An 18,959-nucleotide genomic window follows, 5' to 3' on the forward strand; every position below is an offset into this window, starting at 1 on the left:
TAAGAAAATTATATGATCAGGAAATTGCTGTTATTTTTCACCGTTTTAGGTTTCATTTCTTGTGAAAATAAGTCAAAGACTGAAAGCGAGATTGAAAAAGTTGATGTCGACTTTGAAGTAATTCGGTTTGATGAGAAATTCGCTGAAGCTACACCGGAAAATCTCCATGAATTGAAAGCAGAATATCCTTATCTTTTTCCTAAACAATACAGCGATGAGGTTTGGAAAGAAAAATTAAGAGATACCATTCAGCTGGAACTCAACGAAGAGGTTTCTAAAGCTTTTCCTGATTTTTCCCGGGAAGAAGATGAGTTGCACAGCTTTTTTCAGCATATAAAATATTATTTTCCTGGTTTTCAAATTCCTGATGTAATCACCATCACTTCCGAAGTAGATTATAAGAATAAGGTGGTTATTGGAGAAGATAAACTTTTTATCGCCCTGGACACTTACCTTGGGGAAGATCATCATTTTTATATCGGGCTGCAGGAATATTTGAAGAAGAATTTCCGTAGGTCTCAAATTCTTCCTGATGTCGCACAAGCTTACGCCGAAAAATATGTGCCCCGGCCAAAGTCCCGTACTTTCCTCGCCCATTTAATTTACTATGGAAAAATGCTATATCTTAAAGACCTCTGGATTCCTTTTAGGAGTGATGCCGATAAAATTGGCTACACCGGGGAAGAGATAGAATGGGCCAAAAACAATGAAGAACAGATCTGGCGGCATTTTGTAGAAAAGGAATTTATCTTTGATACCGATTCTGAGTTGTATACGAGATTCTTGTATCCGGCACCTTTCAGTAAGTTTTATCTGGCACTGGATAATGAATCCCCAGATCGGTTAGGACAATATATCGGGTGGCAGATCATCAGAAAATATATGGAACAGAATGAGGTCCCGGTAGAAGAAATGTTGCAAACCGATGCCCGCACAATTTTTAATAATGCAAATTATAAACCCAGGAAATAATGGCTTACAAAAAATCTGAAATAAATATAGAAGTAATAACCGACGAAAACCAGGTCCCTGAAGAGCTTTACTGGAGTGCCGAAGATGGTGGTGTTCATAAGGAGGAAGCCAAGGCTATGATGCTTTCGGTTTGGGACAGCAAACAACAGGAAACGCTGCGAATTGACCTTTGGACCAAAGATATGCCGGTAGACGAAATGAAAAAGTTTTTTCATCAAACCCTGGTTTCTATGAGTGATACTTTTAATCGCGCGACCCAGGACCAAAAAATGACCGATACTATGAAGGATTTTTGCGATTACTTTGCTGAAAAACTGGAGATCACTAAAAAATAGAAAGAACCGCTGTGGATAAGCTGATTTTCGTTTATAATGCTTTCTCGGGAAGCCATAATCTTGTTCTGGATTCAGTGCTTAAACTGGTGGGATCTAAGTCTCAGCCGTGTAAATTATGTGAGCTTACTCACGGGGTTTTTTCTGAAAAGAAGGCCTGGAAGGAGTTCCGAAAAAAATCAGATCTAGAGATGGATTTTCTGCATTTGGATGAATTCAGGAAAAAGTATGCTTCCAAATTCGGTTATAAGTTTATTTTTCCGATAGTGTTATGGGAAGACGAAAGGGAAATGGGTGTCTTTATTTCTACAGAAGAACTGCAGGGATTAGAAAATGTGCAGGAATTAATAGAACTTATTCAAAGCAGAAACAGGAGATAGATTTATTCCAGCTGTTGGTTCACTGCATCAATATATCCAAGAATTTCATCTTTACCAATTCCTGTGCTTGCCGAGCTAATGAAAAACTCAGGCATTTCTGCCCAGTATTCCAGCATTTCAGCCTGGTAATTATTGATATTGTTTTCCAGCGCTTTTGGTTTAAGTTTATCGGCTTTGGTAAAGATAATGCAGAAAGGAATCTGGTTTTCACCAAGCCACTGCATAAATTCCAGGTCTATCTTTTGTGGTTTATGGCGACTGTCTATTAGCACAAAGGCGCAAACCATTTGTTTGCGATTGGCAAAATAGGCGGTAATGAATTTCTGAAAAGTTCTTTTCGCCGATTTTGAAACCTTGGCGTAGCCATATCCAGGTAAATCCACCAAATGCCACTCACCATTGATGATAAAATGGTTGATGAGCTGTGTTTTTCCCGGTTTCGCTGAGGTCTTGGCCAGGGATTTCCGCTCGGTGAGCATATTGATTAATGAAGATTTCCCCACATTACTTCGGCCAATAAAGGCATACTCGGGCAGCCTGGAATCAGGGCATTTTTCCACCTTCGAGTTACTTATCACAAAATCAGCTGACTTGATCTTCATCAGAAATTAATTTATTGGACTGCTTAGAAATTACGTTCCTGCAGCCAGCCGTGAAGAAGCTCATTAAATAGCTCTGGATGTTCCATCATAGCTGCGTGCCCACACTTGTCAATCCAGTAAAGGTCGGCATCGGGCAAAAGTCGCTTAAAATCTTCGGCAACTTCTGGAGGCGTAACATTATCATCTTTGCCCCAAATAATGCAGGTTGGAGTGCGCATTTTTGGCAGGTCTTTGGCCATATTATGCCTAATAGCGCTTTTTGCGATCGCCAGGGTTTTAACCAGTTTATTGCGGTCGCTTACCGTTTCATATACTTCATCTACTATTTCCTTGGTCGCAACATCAGGGTCATAAAAAACGTTTTGAGCTTTTTTCTTTATGAATTCATAATCGCCACGACGGGGATAACTTTCTCCCATCGCATTTTCATAAAGACCGGAACTCCCGGTTATTACGAGAGCTTTTACCATCTCGGGGTATAATTTGGTAGTGAGGAGGCCAATATGACCTCCCAGGGAATTTCCCAATAAAATAACTTTATCTAAACCCTTAAAATCTACAAATTCCTTAATGTATTTCGCGAAAGTACCCACGCTAGTCTTTAGCAGAGACATGGAGTATAAAGGCAATTCAGGAATTAAAATTTTATAGCCCTTAAGGGGAAAATAATCAATAACACCATCAAAATTACTCAAGCCACCCATTAGTCCGTGTAAAATAACTATCGGAGTTCCTTCTCCTTTCTCCAGGTATGTGAATTTACCCTCTTGCCTTAAATTATTTTTCATTGATAGCCTTTGCGGTTAGCAATCGCAAATATAGCGATTTCGATACAAGTATAATCATTTTTAAGAAATAGCAAAGGCAATTCCTTATAGCATTTAACAGGATTAGCGATCATTTTTAACACAAAATTTTAGGATAAAACCAAGGCTCTGAAATCTAACCTCATAGGTGTATTCAAAAGTCTTTCAGTGTAATAGGAGAGAGAAATTTATCAACAATGTGGTAAAAAGTGGTAAAAAGTGGTAATATTTTCAATATATTTGACTTTGAAAATCTAACTAGTGGTAAATCTCATTGGAACATATGAATGCAAGGTAGACGCTAAAGGCCGGTTAATGGTGCCTTCAGCGTTAAAGAAGCAGCTTGCGCCTATGTTGCAGGAGGGATTTGTATTGAAGCGAGCCGTTTTTCAGTCTTGTTTGGAGTTATATCCTATGGAAGAGTGGGATAAACTGATGAAGAAGATGAATGGTCTCAATCGTTTCAAGAAAAAGAATAATGATTTTATCAGAAGATTTACTGCGGGAGTGAAAAGTGTGGAGGTAGATGCAAACGGTAGGTTGTTAATTCCGAAGGATCTTGTGGGTTTTGCCGGAATCGGGAAAGAAATCGTCCTTAATTCGGCAATTAATATTATCGAGATCTGGGATAAAGAGCAGTACGAGAAGGCTATTTATGAGTCTACCGATGATTTTGCTGAACTGGCTGAAGAGGTAATGGGAAATGACGATCTAGATGGAATATCATAATCCGGTTTTATTAAAAGAATCTGTAGACGGTCTTAATATAAAGGAAGACGGGGTTTATGTTGATGTCACTTTTGGTGGCGGCGGGCATTCCCGGGAGATCCTGAAGAGACTGGGGCCTAAGGGAAAGCTTTATGCTTTTGACCAGGATAAAGATGCTTTGCAGAATAAAATAGATGACGAGCGTTTTACCCTTATCAGTGAAAATTTTCGATTCATCAAGCGGTTTCTGAGATTCTACGGGATAAAGCAGGTGGACGGCATCTTAGGAGATTTTGGGGTTTCTTCTCATCAGTTTAATGAAGCCGGGCGTGGTTTTTCAACCCGTTTCGATGCTAAACTGGACATGAGGATGAATCAGGATAGCAAGCTTAGTGCTTTTGAGGTGATCAATCAATATTCAGAAGAGCAATTAAGGCAGTTGTTTTACCAATATGCCGATTTAAAGAATGCTCCCAAACTTGCAAAAATAATTGTGGAGTCCAGGGAGCAGAAGGAAATTGAAAGCAGTGAACAATTAAATGAGCTTTTGAAGCCACATCTTTTTAAAGGGAAGGAGAATAAAATCCTGGCTCAAATCTATCAGGCGATTAGGATAGAGGTGAACCAGGAAATTGAAGTGCTAAAAGAATTTTTAAAGCAAACAGAAGAGCTTGTGGTAAAAGGTGGGCGCATTAGCCTTATCTCTTATCACTCGCTGGAAGACCGTTTGGTGAAGCGCTTTATTAGAAGTGGATTATTTGAAGGTGAACCGGAAAAGGATTTCTACGGGAATATTTCGGTTCCTTTTAAAAAAGTAGGAGGCTTAATTGTGCCGTCCAAAGAAGAAATTGAAAGAAATAGTCGTGCCCGTAGTGCGAAACTTCGTGTAGCCAAAAGAATTTAAAACCTCTTAGAGAATTATGAAAAAGGGTTTTTACAATCTTCTTAGAGCGAATTTCCTAATTAGCCGAGATGCGGTTAATAACTGGAGGTTTATCGTTTTTTGCACGCTGCTGGCTATAATAATGATCGCCAGTTCTCATAGTGCCGAACGAAAGGTTCATGAAATAGCCCAGCTGCATAATGAAGTACGGGAGTTGAGAAGTGAGTTTGTAGACAGGCGTTCCGCGCTTATGAAAATAAAGATGGAATCTACAATCACCAGGAAAATGAGTGAAAGGGGTGTTGGGCCATCAGAAACACCACCTTTTAAAATAAGAGTAAATATCGCTGAATAAAATGGCAATAACCGAAAAAGGCATATTAAACAGGTTGTACTTCGTGGCAGCCTGTATGTTTTTGTTTGCGGTTGGGGTAGCCGTCAAACTTCTGGATATCCAGTTTGTAGATGGCGATCATTATAAACAATTAGCTGAAGAGCGTACCTACAGAAATTTTAAAATACCTTCAAACCGGGGTAATCTATACGATTCTAATGGGAGCTTACTCGCTACCTCTATTCCCAAATACGATATTAGGTTTGACGCGGTAACTGTTTCCGATAAGGATTTCCAGGAGAATATAGGTCCGCTTTCCAAAGAGTTGGCGGCGATGCTGGGTAATTCAGCCTCTTATTATGCGCAGAAATTACGTGCGGCCAGAGCCAATAAGCAGCGTTACCTTCTCATAACAAGAGGTCTTGGTTATTCAGAATTTCTTAAGCTGAAGCAGTTTCCTATGTTTAACCTTGGGACTTATAAGGGCGGAATGATCGTGGAACAGCGTACCGTGCGGGAGCACCCCCTGGGAAAAATGGGAGAACGAACCGTTGGGTATGAGCGCCAGGATGACCAGGGTTATTTCACCCGGGTTGGTCTCGAAGGAGCTTATAGCTCGTATTTAAGAGGAACCGATGGCCGCCGACTAAAACAAAAAATTGCTAAGGGACAATGGAAACCCATTAGCGATAATAACGAGGTAGAGCCTAAAGACGGTTATGATGTGATTTCCACTATAGATGTAAACATCCAGGATATAGCTCATCATGCTCTCTTGAAACAGCTGGAAAAATACGAAGCCGATCACGGCAGCGTGGTAGTGATGGAAACCGCAACAGGAGAGATCAAGGCAATTTCCAATTTAGGAAGAACCTCCAAAGGGACTTATTATGAAAAACTTAATTATGCCGTAGGTGAATTACACGAGCCAGGTTCGACCTTCAAATTAATGGCCATGGTTGCTGCCCTCGACCAAAAAGTGGTGGATACCGGGGATATTGTGGCAACCGGAAATGGACGCATGCCTGTTCGCGGTAGAATGGTGCGGGATTCAAAACATGGGGGATATGGAGATATAAGCGTAGCAAGGGCTTTTGAAGTTTCTTCCAATGTTGGCACCGTAAAGATCATTTACGATAACTATAAAGATCAGCCTCAAAAATTCATAGATAAGCTAAACTCGATGAATCTCAATGAACCCCTGGGACTTGATATAAAGGGAGAGGGGATCCCATATATTCCGCAGCCTGGCGATAAAAAATGGTCGGGTCTTTCTTTGCCGTGGATGGCTTATGGATATGGAAGTATCCAGATGACGCCTCTGCAAACCCTTACATTTTACAATGCCGTGGCAAACAACGGGGAGATGGTGAAACCGAGGTTTATCAAAGAGGTGAAGGAATGGGATAAAACCATTCAGAAATTTGATAAAGAGGTGATCAATCCTGCCATTTGCTCTCCGGAAACTCTTTCCAAAGTACAGGAGATGCTTAAAAATGTTGTAGAGCGTGGTACGGCTAAAAGTTTGTATTCCCCAAATTTCTCTATGGCCGGGAAAACCGGAACCGCCCAAACCGAATACTGGATGGATGACTGGGCTTCAAATAGACGTTATATTTCGTCGTTCGTGGGGTACTTTCCAGCCGAAAATCCCAAATATACCAGTATAGTGGTAATTCATAAACCCGATAACAGCGTGGGTTATTATGGTGCCGACGTTAGTGGTCCTGTTTTTAAGCGTATTGCCCAAAAGATTTATACCGATACCCCAATAGAAGATGAACTGGATTCTATAGAAGTGAAAAATGAAATTATAGAAGATGATTTCGAAAAATACTACACCAAGATCCAGGATGAAAAAATAATTATGCCCGATGTTGTTGGGATGCCTGCAATGGATGCGGTGTCGCTTTTAGAAAATCTTGGTCTCGAAGTAAAATTCCGTGGAAAAGGAAAGGTGAAGGCACAGTCGGTTTCGGCAGGGCAGAAAATAAAAAATAACCAACAGGTAAACCTGCATTTAAGTTGAAGATTTTAAAAGACATACTATACAGAGTTTCTATGGAGGCCGTAACCGGGAATACCTCGGTTGCAGTTAATAATATTCAGTTTGATTCCCGTAGGGTGGAATTAAATGATGTTTTTGTAGCCATTCGCGGAACACTATCTGATGGCCATAAATTTATTGAACAGGCTGTAAACAAGGGAGCCCTGGCAGTAATTTGTGAGGAGTTACCTGAAAATATTATTAATGGGGTTACTTATGTGCAGGTTAAGGACTCTCAAAAAGCGCTGGCTTTTATGGCAGCGAATTTCTATGACAATCCTTCAGAAAAATTAAAACTTGTAGGAGTAACGGGCACCAATGGTAAGACCACTATCGCAAGCCTGTTATATCAACTTTTTACAAAAGCCGGTTTTAAAGTTGGGTTGCTTTCAACCGTAAAAGTAATGGTAGGGGAAAAGAGTTTTGATGCCGTTAGAACTACCCCCGATTCCCTCAGTATAAATTCTTACCTCAAACAAATGAATGATGAGGGTGTGGAATTCTGTTTTATGGAAGTTAGTTCTCACGGGATTGCCCAGCATCGAACAAGTGCTCTGGAATTCAAAGGAGGGATTTTCACCAATCTGTCTCACGATCATCTCGATTATCACAAGGATTTTGCTGAATACCGTGATGTGAAGAAACGCTTCTTCGATGAGTTACCGGCATCGGCTTTTGCGCTTACCAACGTAGATGATAAAAACGGATTGGTAATGCTCCAGAATACCAAAGCGGTAAAATATACTTACGCGCTCAAATCTCACGCCGATTATAAAGCACAGATCCTGGAAAATCAATTCACAGGTTTATTGCTTAAAGTAAATGGCCAGGAAGTCTGGACCAAACTAATCGGGAATTTTAATGCCTATAATATTCTTGCAATCTATGCTACGGCAGAACTACTGGGTCTGGAAACTCTGGAAACCCTTAAAATTATCAGCGAGCTGGAGTCGGTAAGTGGAAGGTTTCAATATTTGATTTCAGATAAAGAGAAAATTACTGCAATTGTAGATTACGCCCACACGCCCGATGCACTTAAAAATGTGCTTGAAACCATTAATAGCATCAGGACAAAGAACGAAAAATTAATCACGGTTGTTGGTTGTGGGGGAGATAGAGATAAGACAAAACGACCCAAGATGGGCCATATTGCTTCGGCCTTAAGCACCGATGTGGTATTCACCAGCGATAACCCAAGAACCGAGGATCCCGATAAAATCATAGAGGAAATAGAAGCCGGCGTGGAGCCACAGAATTTCAAAAAAACCAATTCGGTTACCAACAGAAAACAGGCAATAAAAACGGCCTGCCAAATGGCAGCTAAAAATGATATAATTCTTATTGCCGGAAAAGGGCATGAGACCTATCAGGAGATTAATGGGGAGAGATTTGATTTTGAGGACCTCAAAATAGTAGCAGAATTTTTAAAGCAATTAGAAAAATAAGAATCGAGCCTGCCTGAGGCAGGCGTCAAACAAGGATATGTTATACTACCTCTTTGAATATTTAGATGCAGAATACCAGGTGCCGGGGGCGCGCCTGTTTCAGTATATCTCCTTTAGGTCGGCGATGGCAATTATCCTTGCGCTTGCAATTTCTACTATTTACGGGAAAAGGATTATCAATTATCTAAGAACCAAACAAATTGGGGAAAGCGTAAGAGACCTTGGGCTCGAAGGACAGAATGAAAAAGCAGGAACTCCTACTATGGGTGGGCTTATTATTATTATTGCCACTATAATTCCGGTATTGCTTTTCGCCAGGCTGGATAACATGTATGTTATTTTACTTATTGTCACCACGCTTTGGATGGGGGCAATTGGCTTTATTGACGATTACATTAAAACTTTTAAGAAGGATAAAGAAGGCTTGTCTGGGAAATTTAAGGTGATAGGTCAGGTTGGGCTTGGACTTATAGTTGGTGCTACGATGTATTTTCATCCTGCGATTACTGTTAAAGAAGAAACCAATCGGCCCGCAACTGAACAGCAGGAATTGTTGGTTGATACCGATGAGATCGTTATGGGGCCTGAGGAAAAAACAACAACTACTACTATTCCCTTTGTAAAGAATAATGAATTTGATTACTCCAGCCTTATTACCTGGATAAACCCTGTGCTTAAAAATTACGCCTGGCTCATTTTTATCCCTATCGTGATCTTTATAGTGACCGCCGTTTCTAATGGTGCCAATTTAACCGACGGGATTGATGGTCTTGCTGCGGGCTCTTCAGCCATAATTGTCCTAACCCTCGGGATTTTCGCCTGGGTTTCAGGGAACATCATTTTTTCAGATTACTTAAATATAATGTACATCCCGCGCTCGGGAGAAATGACCATTTATATCACTGCCTTAGCCGGGGCTTTGGTAGGGTTTCTTTGGTATAATACCTATCCCGCGCAGGTTTTTATGGGAGATACGGGAAGTTTGACTATTGGTGGGGTAATCGCGGTATTGGCTATAGCCACCCGAAAGGAATTATTGATCCCTATTCTATGCGGAATTTTTCTGATGGAAAATCTTTCGGTGGTCCTACAGGTTGCCTGGTTCAAGATCACCAAACGAAAATATGGAGCAGGAAGAAGAATTTTCCTGATGTCTCCTTTACATCACCATTATCAGAAAAGGGGATATCACGAAAGTAAGATCGTTGTGAGGTTCTGGATTGTGGGCATTTTTCTGGCAATTGTGACCATCATCACGCTTAAGGTAAGATAATGAGGAGGGATTGGAGAAATATAAGCGAAGCAGGTTTCCAAAAGCTGGTGATCCTGGGAGGCGGAGAAAGCGGAGCCGGGACTGCTATTTTGGGAAAGAAGGAAGGCTTTAAAGTCTTTGTTTCAGATAAAGGAAAGATTAAAGAAAAGTATAAAGAAGTTCTTGAAAATATTGAGGTTGAATGGGAGGAATTGCAGCATACAGAAGCTAAGATCCTGGATGCCGATGTGGTGATGAAAAGTCCGGGAATTCCAGATACAGCTCCTTTGGTGGTGAAGCTGAAAGAACTTGGAGTTGTGGTTATTTCGGAAATAGAATTTGCCAGTGCTTTTACTTCAGCAAAAATAATTGGAGTAACCGGAAGTAACGGGAAAACCACCACCACGAAGTTCATTTATCATATTCTGAAGGCTGGGAATATTTCTGTGGGAATGGCCGGGAATGTGGGCGATAGTTTCGCTAAACAAGTAGCTGAAACCAACCCCGACTGGTTTGTGCTTGAATTAAGCAGTTTTCAGCTGGACGGGATTGTGAATTTCAGGCCCGAAATAGCTGTGTTAACCAATATAACACCAGATCATCTGGATAGATATGATTATAAGCTGGAGAATTATGTAGCATCAAAATTCAGAATAACCGAGAATCAAACCCAGGATGATTATTTCATTTTTGATGCCGATGATGCGATTATGGAGGAATGGTTAAAAAACAACCAGGTGAAAGCACAACAGCTCCCATTTTCATTGGAGAAAAAAATGGAAAATGGAGCCCAAATAGAAAACGAAAACATTGTAATAAACATTAATAACGATCAATTTAATATGCCAACAACAACATTAGGTCTGCAAGGTAAGCACAATACCAAAAATGCAATGGCTGCTGCTACGGTAGCGCAATTATTACGAATTAGAAAGGAAACCATACGAGAGAGTATGGAAAATTTTCAGGGGGTAGAACACCGCCTTGAAAAGGTTTTGAAGATCAATAATGTTCAGTATATAAACGATTCCAAGGCGACGAATGTAAATGCCACATTTTATGCTCTTGAGAGTATGGAATCTGAAACGGTTTGGATCGTTGGCGGAGTAGATAAAGGTAATGTGTATGATGACCTTTTGCCTTTGGTAAACGAGAAAGTGAAAGGGATTATTTGCCTGGGCGTGGATAATGCGAAGCTGCTAAATACCTTCGGAAATTGTGTTGAAAATATCGTGGAAACCCAATCTATGGCTGAGGCAGTAAAGATGGCTTACAGAATGGCCGAAAAAGGTGATAGTGTTTTGTTATCGCCGGCTTGTGCAAGCTTTGATCTTTTTGAGAATTATGAAGACCGCGGGAGACAATTTAAGGACGCGGTAAGAAATTTGTAGAATTAATACCTGAGAAGAGCATCAAGTAAATGAGCAACTTTTTTTCAAATCTTAAAGGAGATAAGGTTATCTGGGCAACCGCCGGCTTGTTGGCAATATTTTCATTTTTGCCGGTATATAGCGCCAGTAGTAACCTTGCATACCTCTATGGGGATGGAAGTACGTTTAAATATGTGGTGGTTCACTTTTTTCATTTGGTGCTTGGTTTTTCCTTGCTTTTTGCGGTTCACAAAATACCCTATCACTATTTCCGGGGACTATCCATTTTATTTCTGCCGGTAGTAATCGTACTCTTATTATATACAGCGTTTCAGGGGACCATTATTGACGGTGCAAACGCCAACCGTTGGATACAAATACCGGTTCTAGGAGTTTCATTTCAATCGTCTACCCTGGCTTCGGTGGTTTTGATGGTTTACGTAGCTCGTTACTTATCTAAAATGACCCACAAAACCTTAACATTTAAGGAGTCTATTTTACCGCTTTGGGTGCCTGTGGGTTTGGTTTTAATGCTAATTTTGCCGGCTAATTTTTCCACTACAGCCATTATATTCAGTATGGTTCTGGTATTGATGTTCTTAGGGGGGTATCCTGCAAAATATCTCGGTATTATAGTCGCGGCAGGATTACTCTTGCTCACTATGTTCATTCTAACAGCAAAAGCTTTTCCCGGACTTTTACCTAACAGGGTAGATACCTGGGCAAGTAGGATTGAGAATTTTTCGAATGATGAAGATACTGAAGCCGACTATCAAATCGAAAAAGCGAAGATCGCTATCGCTCGTGGTGGAATAACAGGTACGGGAATTGGGAAAAGCGTACAGCGCAATTTTTTACCCCAGTCCTCTTCCGATTTTATTTATGCGATAATAGTTGAGGAAATGGGATTGATAGGAGCATTTGGCGTAATGAGTGCATACCTGATGCTGCTTTTCCGAATAATAATTGTGGCAACCAAAGCCAACACAATGTTTGGGAAACTGGTTGTCATGGGGGTGGGTTTACCAATAATTTTCCAGGCGCTCATCAATATGGCGGTGGCGGTAGAATTGTTTCCGGTTACCGGGCAAACCCTGCCTTTAATCAGTAGTGGAGGAACCTCGATTTGGATGACCTGTATGGCCCTGGGGATTATCCTTAGCGTTAGCGCCAAAAGGGAAGAAATTAAAGAAGCTGAAGAGCGATTAAACGAAGAAGAAAATCCGCTTGATATTTTAAGCGAAGCGATATAAAATGAAAAAAGACCTACGCGTCATATTATCTGGAGGAGGCACAGGAGGCCATATTTATCCGGCGATTGCAATCGCCGACGAGATAAAAAGGCGGTATCCTGAAGCTGAATTCCTCTTTGTAGGTGCGAAGGATAGAATGGAGATGGAAAAAGTGCCCCAGGCGGGGTATAAAATCGAGGGTTTATGGATAAGTGGAATTCAACGGAAAATTAGTCTAAAAAACCTTGCTTTTCCTTTTAAGCTGCTTAGTAGCCTGAGTAAATCCCGAAAAATAATAAAGGATTTTAAACCAGATGTGGTGATCGGGACCGGTGGTTTCGCCAGCGGACCTTTACTGAAAGTGGCGAGTTCGCAGAATATTTCAACCTTGATTCAGGAACAAAATTCCTATCCTGGAATTACCAACCGGCTTCTTTCAAAGAGGGTGGACAGAATATGCGCGGCCTACGAAGAGGTGAAACGCTTTTTCCCTGCCGAAAAGACGGTAATAACAGGTAACCCGGTTAGGCAGGATCTGTTGGAGGTTAATTCAAAAAGAGCTGAGGCCCGGAATTATTTTAAACTTGACCCTACAAAGAAAACAGCCTTAGTTCTTGGCGGAAGCCTTGGCGCGAGAAGGATCAATCAATTGATCGAGCAATATGCTGAAGAATTTGAAAAAAGAGAAATTCAATTGATCTGGCAAACGGGGAAATTGTATTTCAGTGAATATAAAAAGTACAACGGGAAATTTGTACAAACTCACGAATTTCTGAATAGGATGGACCTTGCCTATGCCGCTGCCGATGTGATTATTTCACGAGCCGGTGCCATTAGCGTTTCAGAATTATGCATTGTCGGAAAACCGGTACTATTCATTCCATCGCCCAATGTGGCCGAAGATCATCAGGCGAAAAATGCACGCTCAGTTTCAGAGAAGGATGCCGCATTAATGTTGACTGAAAAAGAGCTTGACGAAAACTTTGAATCCGATTTTTTTGGCCTGCTTAATTCAGAAGAGAAACAAGAGAAATTAAGTCGAAATATTAAGGAATTGGCTTTGCCCAACGCAACTTCAGCAATAGTTGATGAAGTAGAAAAACTGATAAAGAAATAAGGTGATAGAATTAAACCAAATAAAAAACATTTATTTTATCGGCATTGGCGGAATAGGGATGAGTGCCCTCGCGCGTTATTTCAAATTCCAGGGGAAAAACGTAGCCGGTTACGATAGAACTTCCACGCCGCTTACCAGAACTCTGGAGAGCGAAGGTATTCAGGTGGTTTATGATGAAGCGGTAGCCAGCATTCCAGATAATTTCACACATCTTGAAGGTACCCTGGTGGTTTATACTCCCGCTATTCCAAAGGAACATAAGCAGTGGCTATATTTTATTAGCAGGGAATTTCCTTTAAAAAAGCGGGCTGAGGTTTTAGGTCTTATCTCTAAAGGAAAGAACACCCTTGCCGTGGCAGGAACTCACGGGAAAACCACAACTACGGCAATTCTAGGTCATTTATTAAAAGAAACAGGGGCTCCCGTTACAGGTTTCCTGGGCGGAATTAGTGAGGATATTCAGAGCAATCTTATCCTGAAAGGAGATGAAGTGATCGTGGTGGAAGCCGATGAGTTTGATCGCTCGTTTATGCAGCTTTCACCAAATATCGCAGCGATAACTTCTATGGATGCCGATCATCTCGATATTTACGGGGAAAAAGAAGAACTTGAAAAAACATTTAGGGATTTTGCAGCTTTGATTCCGGAAACAGGAACGCTCTTTGTGAAAAATGAACTTCCGATTGCAGGAACAACTTTAGGGATTGAAGATGATGCCGATTATGCGGCAACCGATATAAAAATTGATAATGGTACCTATCATTTCAATTTAAGAACCCCAAAAGAGATAATAAAAGATTTAAAATTTAATCTACCCGGCAAACACAATTTGCTTAATGCTATAACAGCCCTGGCGATGGCTATTCAATACGGCTCCCCAACCGATGAACAACTCGCCAGGGCTTTATATAGCTTCAAAGGTGTGCGGCGTAGATTTACCTATAAAATAAAAACCGATGATTTGGTGCTCATCGATGATTATGCACATCATCCCGCAGAGATAGAAGCGGTGCACCAGGCGGTAAGAGAAATGCATCCCGGGAAAAAGGTGCTCGCTGTATTTCAGCCACACTTATTCAGTAGAACCCGTGATTTTGGAGATGAATTTGCCAAAAGCCTGGCGAAATTTGATGAATTGTTGTTGCTGGATATATATCCTGCCCGCGAAGAACCCATTGAAGGCATTAATTCAGTGTGGTTATTTGATCAGATAAAGATGAATTCCAAAAAGTTGATCACTAAAGAGCAGCTTTCAGAAGAGGTGAAAAAAAGCGATGCCGGGGTGATCGTAATGATGGGTGCCGGGGATATTGGAGAAGAAGTAGAACCTTTAAAAAAGCTTCTGCAAAATGAAAACTAAGATGAGCTACATAAAAGGCTTGTTTTTGCTGGTGTTGGTGGCCTTTTTATATGGTTTTGCCGAACACCGTCACAAATCCCGTAAGATCAGTGAGCTAAACATTGAATTTTTGGAGGATGAAAATCTCTATGTTACTGAGGAAGCGGTTAATAAGTTGTTAATACAAAATAATCTGGGGCTTACGAGCATAGATAAAGAAACTTTAGATTTGAATAAGGTGGAAATCCTACTGAAGAACCACGATATGATTGAAAATGCAGAAGTTTACCTGAATCTGGACGGCAAACTCAAAGCCGATATCAGTCAGCGGAAACCAATTGGGCGTGTAGTTGGAAATTCTTCATTCTACCTGGACAAAAACGGACAGGTAATGCCTCTTTCGCCTTATTATTCGGCCAGAGTGCCGTTGCTTTTCGGGTTTGATGATAGCAATGTTTCGGAGGTATACCCGTTGTTGAATTACATAAAGAACGATAAATTTTTAACTCAGCATATTACAGGTATAAACAGAATGAACGGCGGGAAATTTGAGCTGGAAATGCGCAAACTGGATTTTAGTGTGTATTTCGGGAAGGCTGAAAATATTCCTTTGAAGTTCAACAATTTCAAGGTCTTTTATAAAAAAGCACTTAAAGACGATAAACTGGATGCCTATAAAAAAGTGAACTTACAATTTGGAAATCAGGTTGTTTGCACGAAAAAATAAATTATGGAACAAAGCGACATTGCAGTAGGATTAGATATAGGGACCACGAAGATCGTGGCTATGATAGGTCGTAAAAACGAATACGGCAAAGTAGAGATCGTGGGGATTGGGAAATCCAAAAGTTTGGGTGTACACCGCGGGGTGGTGAACAATATTACCCAAACAATCCAATCTATTCAGCAAGCCATTCAGGAGGCAGAGGCCGATTCCGGATTAAAGATAAAAGATGTGGTAGTTGGCATTGCCGGGCAACACATCCGAAGCCTTCAACACAGCGATTATATTACACGTCCAAACCCCGATGAGGTTATTGACGCCGACGATATTCATACCCTTTGTAACCAGGTGCATAAACTGGTGATGTTGCCGGGCGAGGAGATTATCCACGTGCTGCCACAGGAATACAAAGTTGATGGGCAGGCAGAGATCAAAGAGCCAATCGGGATGTATGGCGGTCGGTTAGAAGCTAATTTCCACGTGGTGGTTGGGCAGGTTTCTTCTATCAGGAATATTGGACGTTGTGTAAAAAGCGCCGGTTTGGAACTTTCGGCAGTGACCCTGGAGCCATTGGCTTCGGCAAATGCCGTATTGAGTCAGGAAGAGAAAGAGGCCGGGGTGGCCCTAATCGATATAGGAGGGGGAACTACCGATCTTGCGATCTTTAAAGATGGAATTATTCGACATACCGCGGTTATTCCATTCGGTGGAAATGTGATCACAGAAGATATCAAAGAAGGTTGTTCGATCATAGAAAAACAAGCTGAATTGCTGAAAATAAAATTCGGGTCGGCCTGGCCGGGAGAAAATAAGGACAATGAGATTGTTTCCATTCCGGGATTACGCGGAAGGGAACCCAAGGAAATTACCCTGAAGAATCTTTCAAAGATAATTCACGCGAGGGTAGTTGAAATTATAGAGCAGGTTTACCTGGAGATTAAGAACTACGGTCACGAAGAACAAAAGAAAAAATTAATAGCCGGAATGGTACTTACCGGTGGAGGTGCACAACTTAAGCATATCAAGCAACTCGCCGAGTACATTACCGGAATGGATACCAGAATAGGCTTTCCTAACGAGCACCTTGCCGGAACAAATGATTCTGAAACTACAAGTCCTGTATATGCCACAGCGGTTGGATTAGTAATGAACAGTTTGGAACATGGAGCCAAAAAGTTTCAGGAGGAAGCCGTGCTTAAGAGCAAGGAACAACGAGAAGAAGAGCTTAAGGAAAGCTTTGATGAGGAAATTGAAAACAAAGAAGACCTGAAACCAGATCCACATGCCCCGGGAAAACATACCCGCAAAAGTATTTTTGATAAGTGGGCAGAGAAGTTTAAAGATTTTTTAGATAACGCAGAGTAAAAAGAGAGAACCAGTAAAACAGAATTTATGAGCAGTACAGAATTCGGAAACATAGCATTCGATTTACCAAAGAATCAATCGAACGTCATAAAAGTTATTGGTGTAGGCGGCGGCGGAAGCAACGCCATAAATCACATGTTCCAGCTGGGAATAAAAGGAGTAGATTTCGTTATCTGCAATACCGATTCCCAGGCCCTGGAAAACAGTCCGGTTCCTAACAAGATCCAGTTAGGGGTAAGCCTTACCGAAGGTCTTGGAGCAGGAGCAAACCCGGAAATTGGTCAGCAGGCAGCTGTAGAGAGTTTTGACGAGATCAAGCAAATGCTCGACACAAATACCAAAATGGTGTTTATCACCGCCGGGATGGGTGGTGGTACCGGTACGGGTGCGGCCCCGGTGATCGCCAAACAAGCTAAAGAAATGGATATCCTAACTGTGGGTATCGTAACCATCCCTTTTCAGTTTGAAGGCAAAATGAGAAACGAGCAAGCACAGATAGGGGTGGAAAGACTTCGCAGTCATGTAGATTCCCTTATCGTGATCAACAATAATAAACTTAGAGAGGTATATGGAAACCTTGGATTTAAAGCCGGTTTCTCAAAGGCCGATGAAGTTCTTGCCACCGCTTCCAGAGGAATAGCCGAGGTAATTACCCACCACTATACTCAAAACATTGACCTTAGGGATGCTAAAACAGTCTTAAGCAATAGTGGAACTGCAATAATGGGATCGGCGCAGGCTACTGGTGCCAGTAGGGCGCAAGATGCTATTAGCAAAGCCCTGGACTCTCCATTGTTAAACGACAACAAAATTACAGGTGCCCAAAACGTACTACTGCTAATCGTTTCGGGATCTGAAGAGATTACTATTGATGAGATCGGTGAAATTAACGATCACATCCAGGCCGAAGCCGGGCATAGTGCCAATATTATTATGGGTGTGGGAGAAGATGAAGCCTTGGATGAAGCCATTTCGGTAACTATCATCGCTACGGGGTTTAATGTAGAGCAACAGAATGAAATTGTAAATACTGAAGCTAAAAAAATAATTCATACTCTTGAGGACGATCAAAGGGCTGAGCAGGATCTTAATCCCAAAAGAACAGGTGGACTTTCTTCTGTAAATAAGCCTGTAAATGAGGTAAAAAACGAAGAACAGCCACCAAAGCAAAAGATCGTCCATACACTAGATGACAGCCTGGAAGAAGTGGACGAGGTGGGTAACATACAGACTAAGGAAGATGAGCTGCTAAAAACTCCCCAGGCAGCCAGAGACCTGGAAGTTACTTATGATGAGGTGAACCCCGATGATTTTATTATCAATGAAACTTCAGAAGAAGTAAATAGCCTGGATGAAAATACAGCTGGAGAAGAAAAATCTGAAAGTGAGGAACAAATAATGTTCACTTTTGATTTTCCGTTGAACAATCAACAGGAAGAGAAGCCGAAGAAGGAAACTTCTTCTGAAAGCTCTTCAGCTAAAAAACAGGAACCAGAAGTTAAAAAACACGATCTTTTTGAGAGCTCCAGAGAGATAGAGGTTAATGAACCGGTAGAAATTGTTCCTGTGACCGAAAGTTCGGCACGTGGGGTTAAGAGATACAGCCTTGACGATTATATGGAATTGGAGCGCTCTCTTGAGCATTCTAAGGTTTCTAAAAAAGAAGAGCCAAAAGATGAGACCATAGCTTTTGAAAAGAAAACTGTGGCCCCACAGCCGGAAACAGAGAAAAAGGATAACGAAGATCCCTTCAATAATCCTATTTCAGAAGTGTTAATTGAACGCGCAGCCGAGAGGAGAGCCAAAATGAAGGAGTTTAATTATAAATTTAGAAGCAATGCGGCTCAGGTCGATGAATTTGAAAAGCAACCCGCTTATAAAAGACAGGGTGTAGACCTTGATCAGAACAGGCCAGGAGAAGAAAAATTATCCCGTACCAGCCTGGGTAAAGATGAAAATGACGAACTACATTTCAGAAGGAATAATTCTTTTCTTCACGATAATGTAGACTAAGCTTTCTAATAACTGCTCATAAAAAAAGGTGCCCTAAG

At 41.3% G+C, this 18,959-nt stretch carries 18 protein-coding genes; 16 read left to right on the forward strand and 2 right to left on the reverse strand.

Features of this window, described 5'->3' with window-relative positions:
• Positions 1-12: 12 nt before the first annotated feature.
• From gldB to BUW93_RS02640, 3 genes are read left to right on the forward strand one after another with little or no spacing between them, the layout of a single operon-like run.
• Positions 13-972, forward strand: coding sequence for a gliding motility lipoprotein GldB (gldB, locus tag BUW93_RS02630; RefSeq protein ID WP_081208924.1), 960 nt, complete (start codon positions 13-15; stop codon positions 970-972).
• Positions 972-1,307, forward strand: coding sequence for a gliding motility protein GldC (gene gldC, locus BUW93_RS02635; RefSeq protein ID WP_081208925.1), 336 nt, complete (start codon positions 972-974; stop codon positions 1,305-1,307). Before gldB ends, gldC begins: the two co-directional genes overlap by 1 nt.
• Positions 1,308-1,318: 11 nt before the next feature.
• Complete coding sequence (locus BUW93_RS02640; RefSeq protein ID WP_081208927.1) at positions 1,319-1,684, forward strand: GTPase; 366 nt, start codon at positions 1,319-1,321, stop codon at positions 1,682-1,684.
• A 2-nt stretch (positions 1,685-1,686) separates the two neighbouring features.
• On the opposite strand, the gene yihA is transcribed toward BUW93_RS02640, so the two are convergent.
• Both yihA and BUW93_RS02650 read right to left on the reverse strand, forming a co-directional pair.
• Positions 1,687-2,286 (reverse strand): ribosome biogenesis GTP-binding protein YihA/YsxC, encoded by a 600-nt coding sequence (gene yihA / locus BUW93_RS02645; protein ID WP_081208929.1) that lies wholly within the window; start codon positions 2,284-2,286, stop codon positions 1,687-1,689.
• Between the two features lie 23 nt (positions 2,287-2,309).
• Complete coding sequence (locus tag BUW93_RS02650; RefSeq protein WP_081208931.1) at positions 2,310-3,074, reverse strand: alpha/beta fold hydrolase; 765 nt, start codon at positions 3,072-3,074, stop codon at positions 2,310-2,312.
• 279 nt (positions 3,075-3,353) lie between these two features.
• Between BUW93_RS02650 and mraZ the strand changes: the two genes are divergently transcribed.
• From mraZ to ftsZ, 13 genes are read left to right on the forward strand one after another with little or no spacing between them, the layout of a single operon-like run.
• The gene (gene mraZ, locus BUW93_RS02655) at positions 3,354-3,821 is read left to right on the forward strand and encodes a division/cell wall cluster transcriptional repressor MraZ (RefSeq protein ID WP_081208933.1); all 468 of its coding nucleotides are present in this window, start codon (positions 3,354-3,356) and stop codon (positions 3,819-3,821) included.
• The gene (gene rsmH / locus BUW93_RS02660; RefSeq protein ID WP_081208935.1) at positions 3,808-4,704 is read left to right on the forward strand and encodes a 16S rRNA (cytosine(1402)-N(4))-methyltransferase RsmH; all 897 of its coding nucleotides are present in this window, start codon (positions 3,808-3,810) and stop codon (positions 4,702-4,704) included. The genes mraZ and rsmH overlap by 14 nt, the downstream gene beginning before the upstream one ends.
• A gap of 16 nt (positions 4,705-4,720) precedes the next feature.
• A complete protein-coding gene (locus BUW93_RS02665) occupies positions 4,721-5,038 on the forward strand; it encodes an FtsL-like putative cell division protein (protein WP_081208937.1) in 318 nt (105 codons plus the stop codon).
• A gap of 1 nt (position 5,039) precedes the next feature.
• Positions 5,040-7,046 (forward strand): penicillin-binding protein, encoded by a 2,007-nt coding sequence (locus BUW93_RS02670; RefSeq protein ID WP_081208939.1) that lies wholly within the window; start codon positions 5,040-5,042, stop codon positions 7,044-7,046.
• Positions 7,043-8,509 carry a UDP-N-acetylmuramoyl-L-alanyl-D-glutamate--2,6-diaminopimelate ligase gene (locus tag BUW93_RS02675; protein WP_081208941.1) on the forward strand — a complete coding sequence of 489 codons (1,467 nt, stop codon included), beginning with the start codon at positions 7,043-7,045 and terminating at the stop codon, positions 8,507-8,509. The genes BUW93_RS02670 and BUW93_RS02675 overlap by 4 nt, the downstream gene beginning before the upstream one ends.
• A gap of 37 nt (positions 8,510-8,546) precedes the next feature.
• Positions 8,547-9,782, forward strand: coding sequence for a phospho-N-acetylmuramoyl-pentapeptide-transferase (gene mraY / locus BUW93_RS02680; protein WP_081208943.1), 1,236 nt, complete (start codon positions 8,547-8,549; stop codon positions 9,780-9,782).
• Positions 9,782-11,152, forward strand: coding sequence for a UDP-N-acetylmuramoyl-L-alanine--D-glutamate ligase (gene murD / locus BUW93_RS02685; RefSeq protein ID WP_081208945.1), 1,371 nt, complete (start codon positions 9,782-9,784; stop codon positions 11,150-11,152). Before mraY ends, murD begins: the two co-directional genes overlap by 1 nt.
• Before the next feature lie 29 nt (positions 11,153-11,181).
• The gene (locus BUW93_RS02690; protein WP_081208947.1) at positions 11,182-12,384 is read left to right on the forward strand and encodes an FtsW/RodA/SpoVE family cell cycle protein; all 1,203 of its coding nucleotides are present in this window, start codon (positions 11,182-11,184) and stop codon (positions 12,382-12,384) included.
• 1 nt (position 12,385) lies between these two features.
• On the forward strand, positions 12,386-13,480 hold the full coding sequence (gene murG, locus BUW93_RS02695; RefSeq protein WP_081208949.1) for an undecaprenyldiphospho-muramoylpentapeptide beta-N-acetylglucosaminyltransferase: 1,095 nt from the start codon (positions 12,386-12,388) through the stop codon (positions 13,478-13,480).
• Positions 13,481-13,484: 4 nt separating this feature from the next.
• Complete coding sequence (gene murC / locus BUW93_RS02700; protein ID WP_394334621.1) at positions 13,485-14,840, forward strand: UDP-N-acetylmuramate--L-alanine ligase; 1,356 nt, start codon at positions 13,485-13,487, stop codon at positions 14,838-14,840.
• A gap of 1 nt (position 14,841) precedes the next feature.
• Positions 14,842-15,546 carry a cell division protein FtsQ/DivIB gene (locus BUW93_RS02705; RefSeq protein ID WP_232778298.1) on the forward strand — a complete coding sequence of 235 codons (705 nt, stop codon included), beginning with the start codon at positions 14,842-14,844 and terminating at the stop codon, positions 15,544-15,546.
• 3 nt (positions 15,547-15,549) lie between these two features.
• Positions 15,550-16,908: a cell division protein FtsA gene (ftsA, locus tag BUW93_RS02710; RefSeq protein ID WP_081208953.1), complete on the forward strand. Its 1,359-nt coding sequence runs from the start codon at positions 15,550-15,552 to the stop codon at positions 16,906-16,908.
• 27 nt (positions 16,909-16,935) lie between these two features.
• Positions 16,936-18,921 (forward strand): cell division protein FtsZ, encoded by a 1,986-nt coding sequence (gene ftsZ / locus BUW93_RS02715; RefSeq protein ID WP_081208954.1) that lies wholly within the window; start codon positions 16,936-16,938, stop codon positions 18,919-18,921.
• Positions 18,922-18,959 lie beyond the last annotated feature (38 nt).

Source organism: Salegentibacter sediminis (assembly GCF_002078605.1).
GTDB classification, from domain to species: Bacteria; Bacteroidota; Bacteroidia; order Flavobacteriales; family Flavobacteriaceae; genus Salegentibacter; species Salegentibacter sediminis.

Coding starts and splice junctions, on each gene's coding strand:
- gldB (WP_081208924.1), top strand. CDS start 13: ATGATCAGGAAATTGCTGTTATTTTTCACCGTTTTAGGTTTCATTTCT.
- mraY (WP_081208943.1), top strand. CDS start 8,547: ATGTTATACTACCTCTTTGAATATTTAGATGCAGAATACCAGGTGCCG.
- BUW93_RS02690 (WP_081208947.1), top strand. CDS start 11,182: ATGAGCAACTTTTTTTCAAATCTTAAAGGAGATAAGGTTATCTGGGCA.
- murD (WP_081208945.1), top strand. CDS start 9,782: ATGAGGAGGGATTGGAGAAATATAAGCGAAGCAGGTTTCCAAAAGCTG.
- murG (WP_081208949.1), top strand. CDS start 12,386: ATGAAAAAAGACCTACGCGTCATATTATCTGGAGGAGGCACAGGAGGC.
- yihA (WP_081208929.1), bottom strand. CDS start 2,286: ATGAAGATCAAGTCAGCTGATTTTGTGATAAGTAACTCGAAGGTGGAA.
- BUW93_RS02665 (WP_081208937.1), top strand. CDS start 4,721: ATGAAAAAGGGTTTTTACAATCTTCTTAGAGCGAATTTCCTAATTAGC.
- BUW93_RS02670 (WP_081208939.1), top strand. CDS start 5,040: ATGGCAATAACCGAAAAAGGCATATTAAACAGGTTGTACTTCGTGGCA.
- ftsZ (WP_081208954.1), top strand. CDS start 16,936: ATGAGCAGTACAGAATTCGGAAACATAGCATTCGATTTACCAAAGAAT.
- rsmH (WP_081208935.1), top strand. CDS start 3,808: ATGGAATATCATAATCCGGTTTTATTAAAAGAATCTGTAGACGGTCTT.
- BUW93_RS02650 (WP_081208931.1), bottom strand. CDS start 3,074: ATGAAAAATAATTTAAGGCAAGAGGGTAAATTCACATACCTGGAGAAA.
- BUW93_RS02705 (WP_232778298.1), top strand. CDS start 14,842: ATGAGCTACATAAAAGGCTTGTTTTTGCTGGTGTTGGTGGCCTTTTTA.
- gldC (WP_081208925.1), top strand. CDS start 972: ATGGCTTACAAAAAATCTGAAATAAATATAGAAGTAATAACCGACGAA.
- ftsA (WP_081208953.1), top strand. CDS start 15,550: ATGGAACAAAGCGACATTGCAGTAGGATTAGATATAGGGACCACGAAG.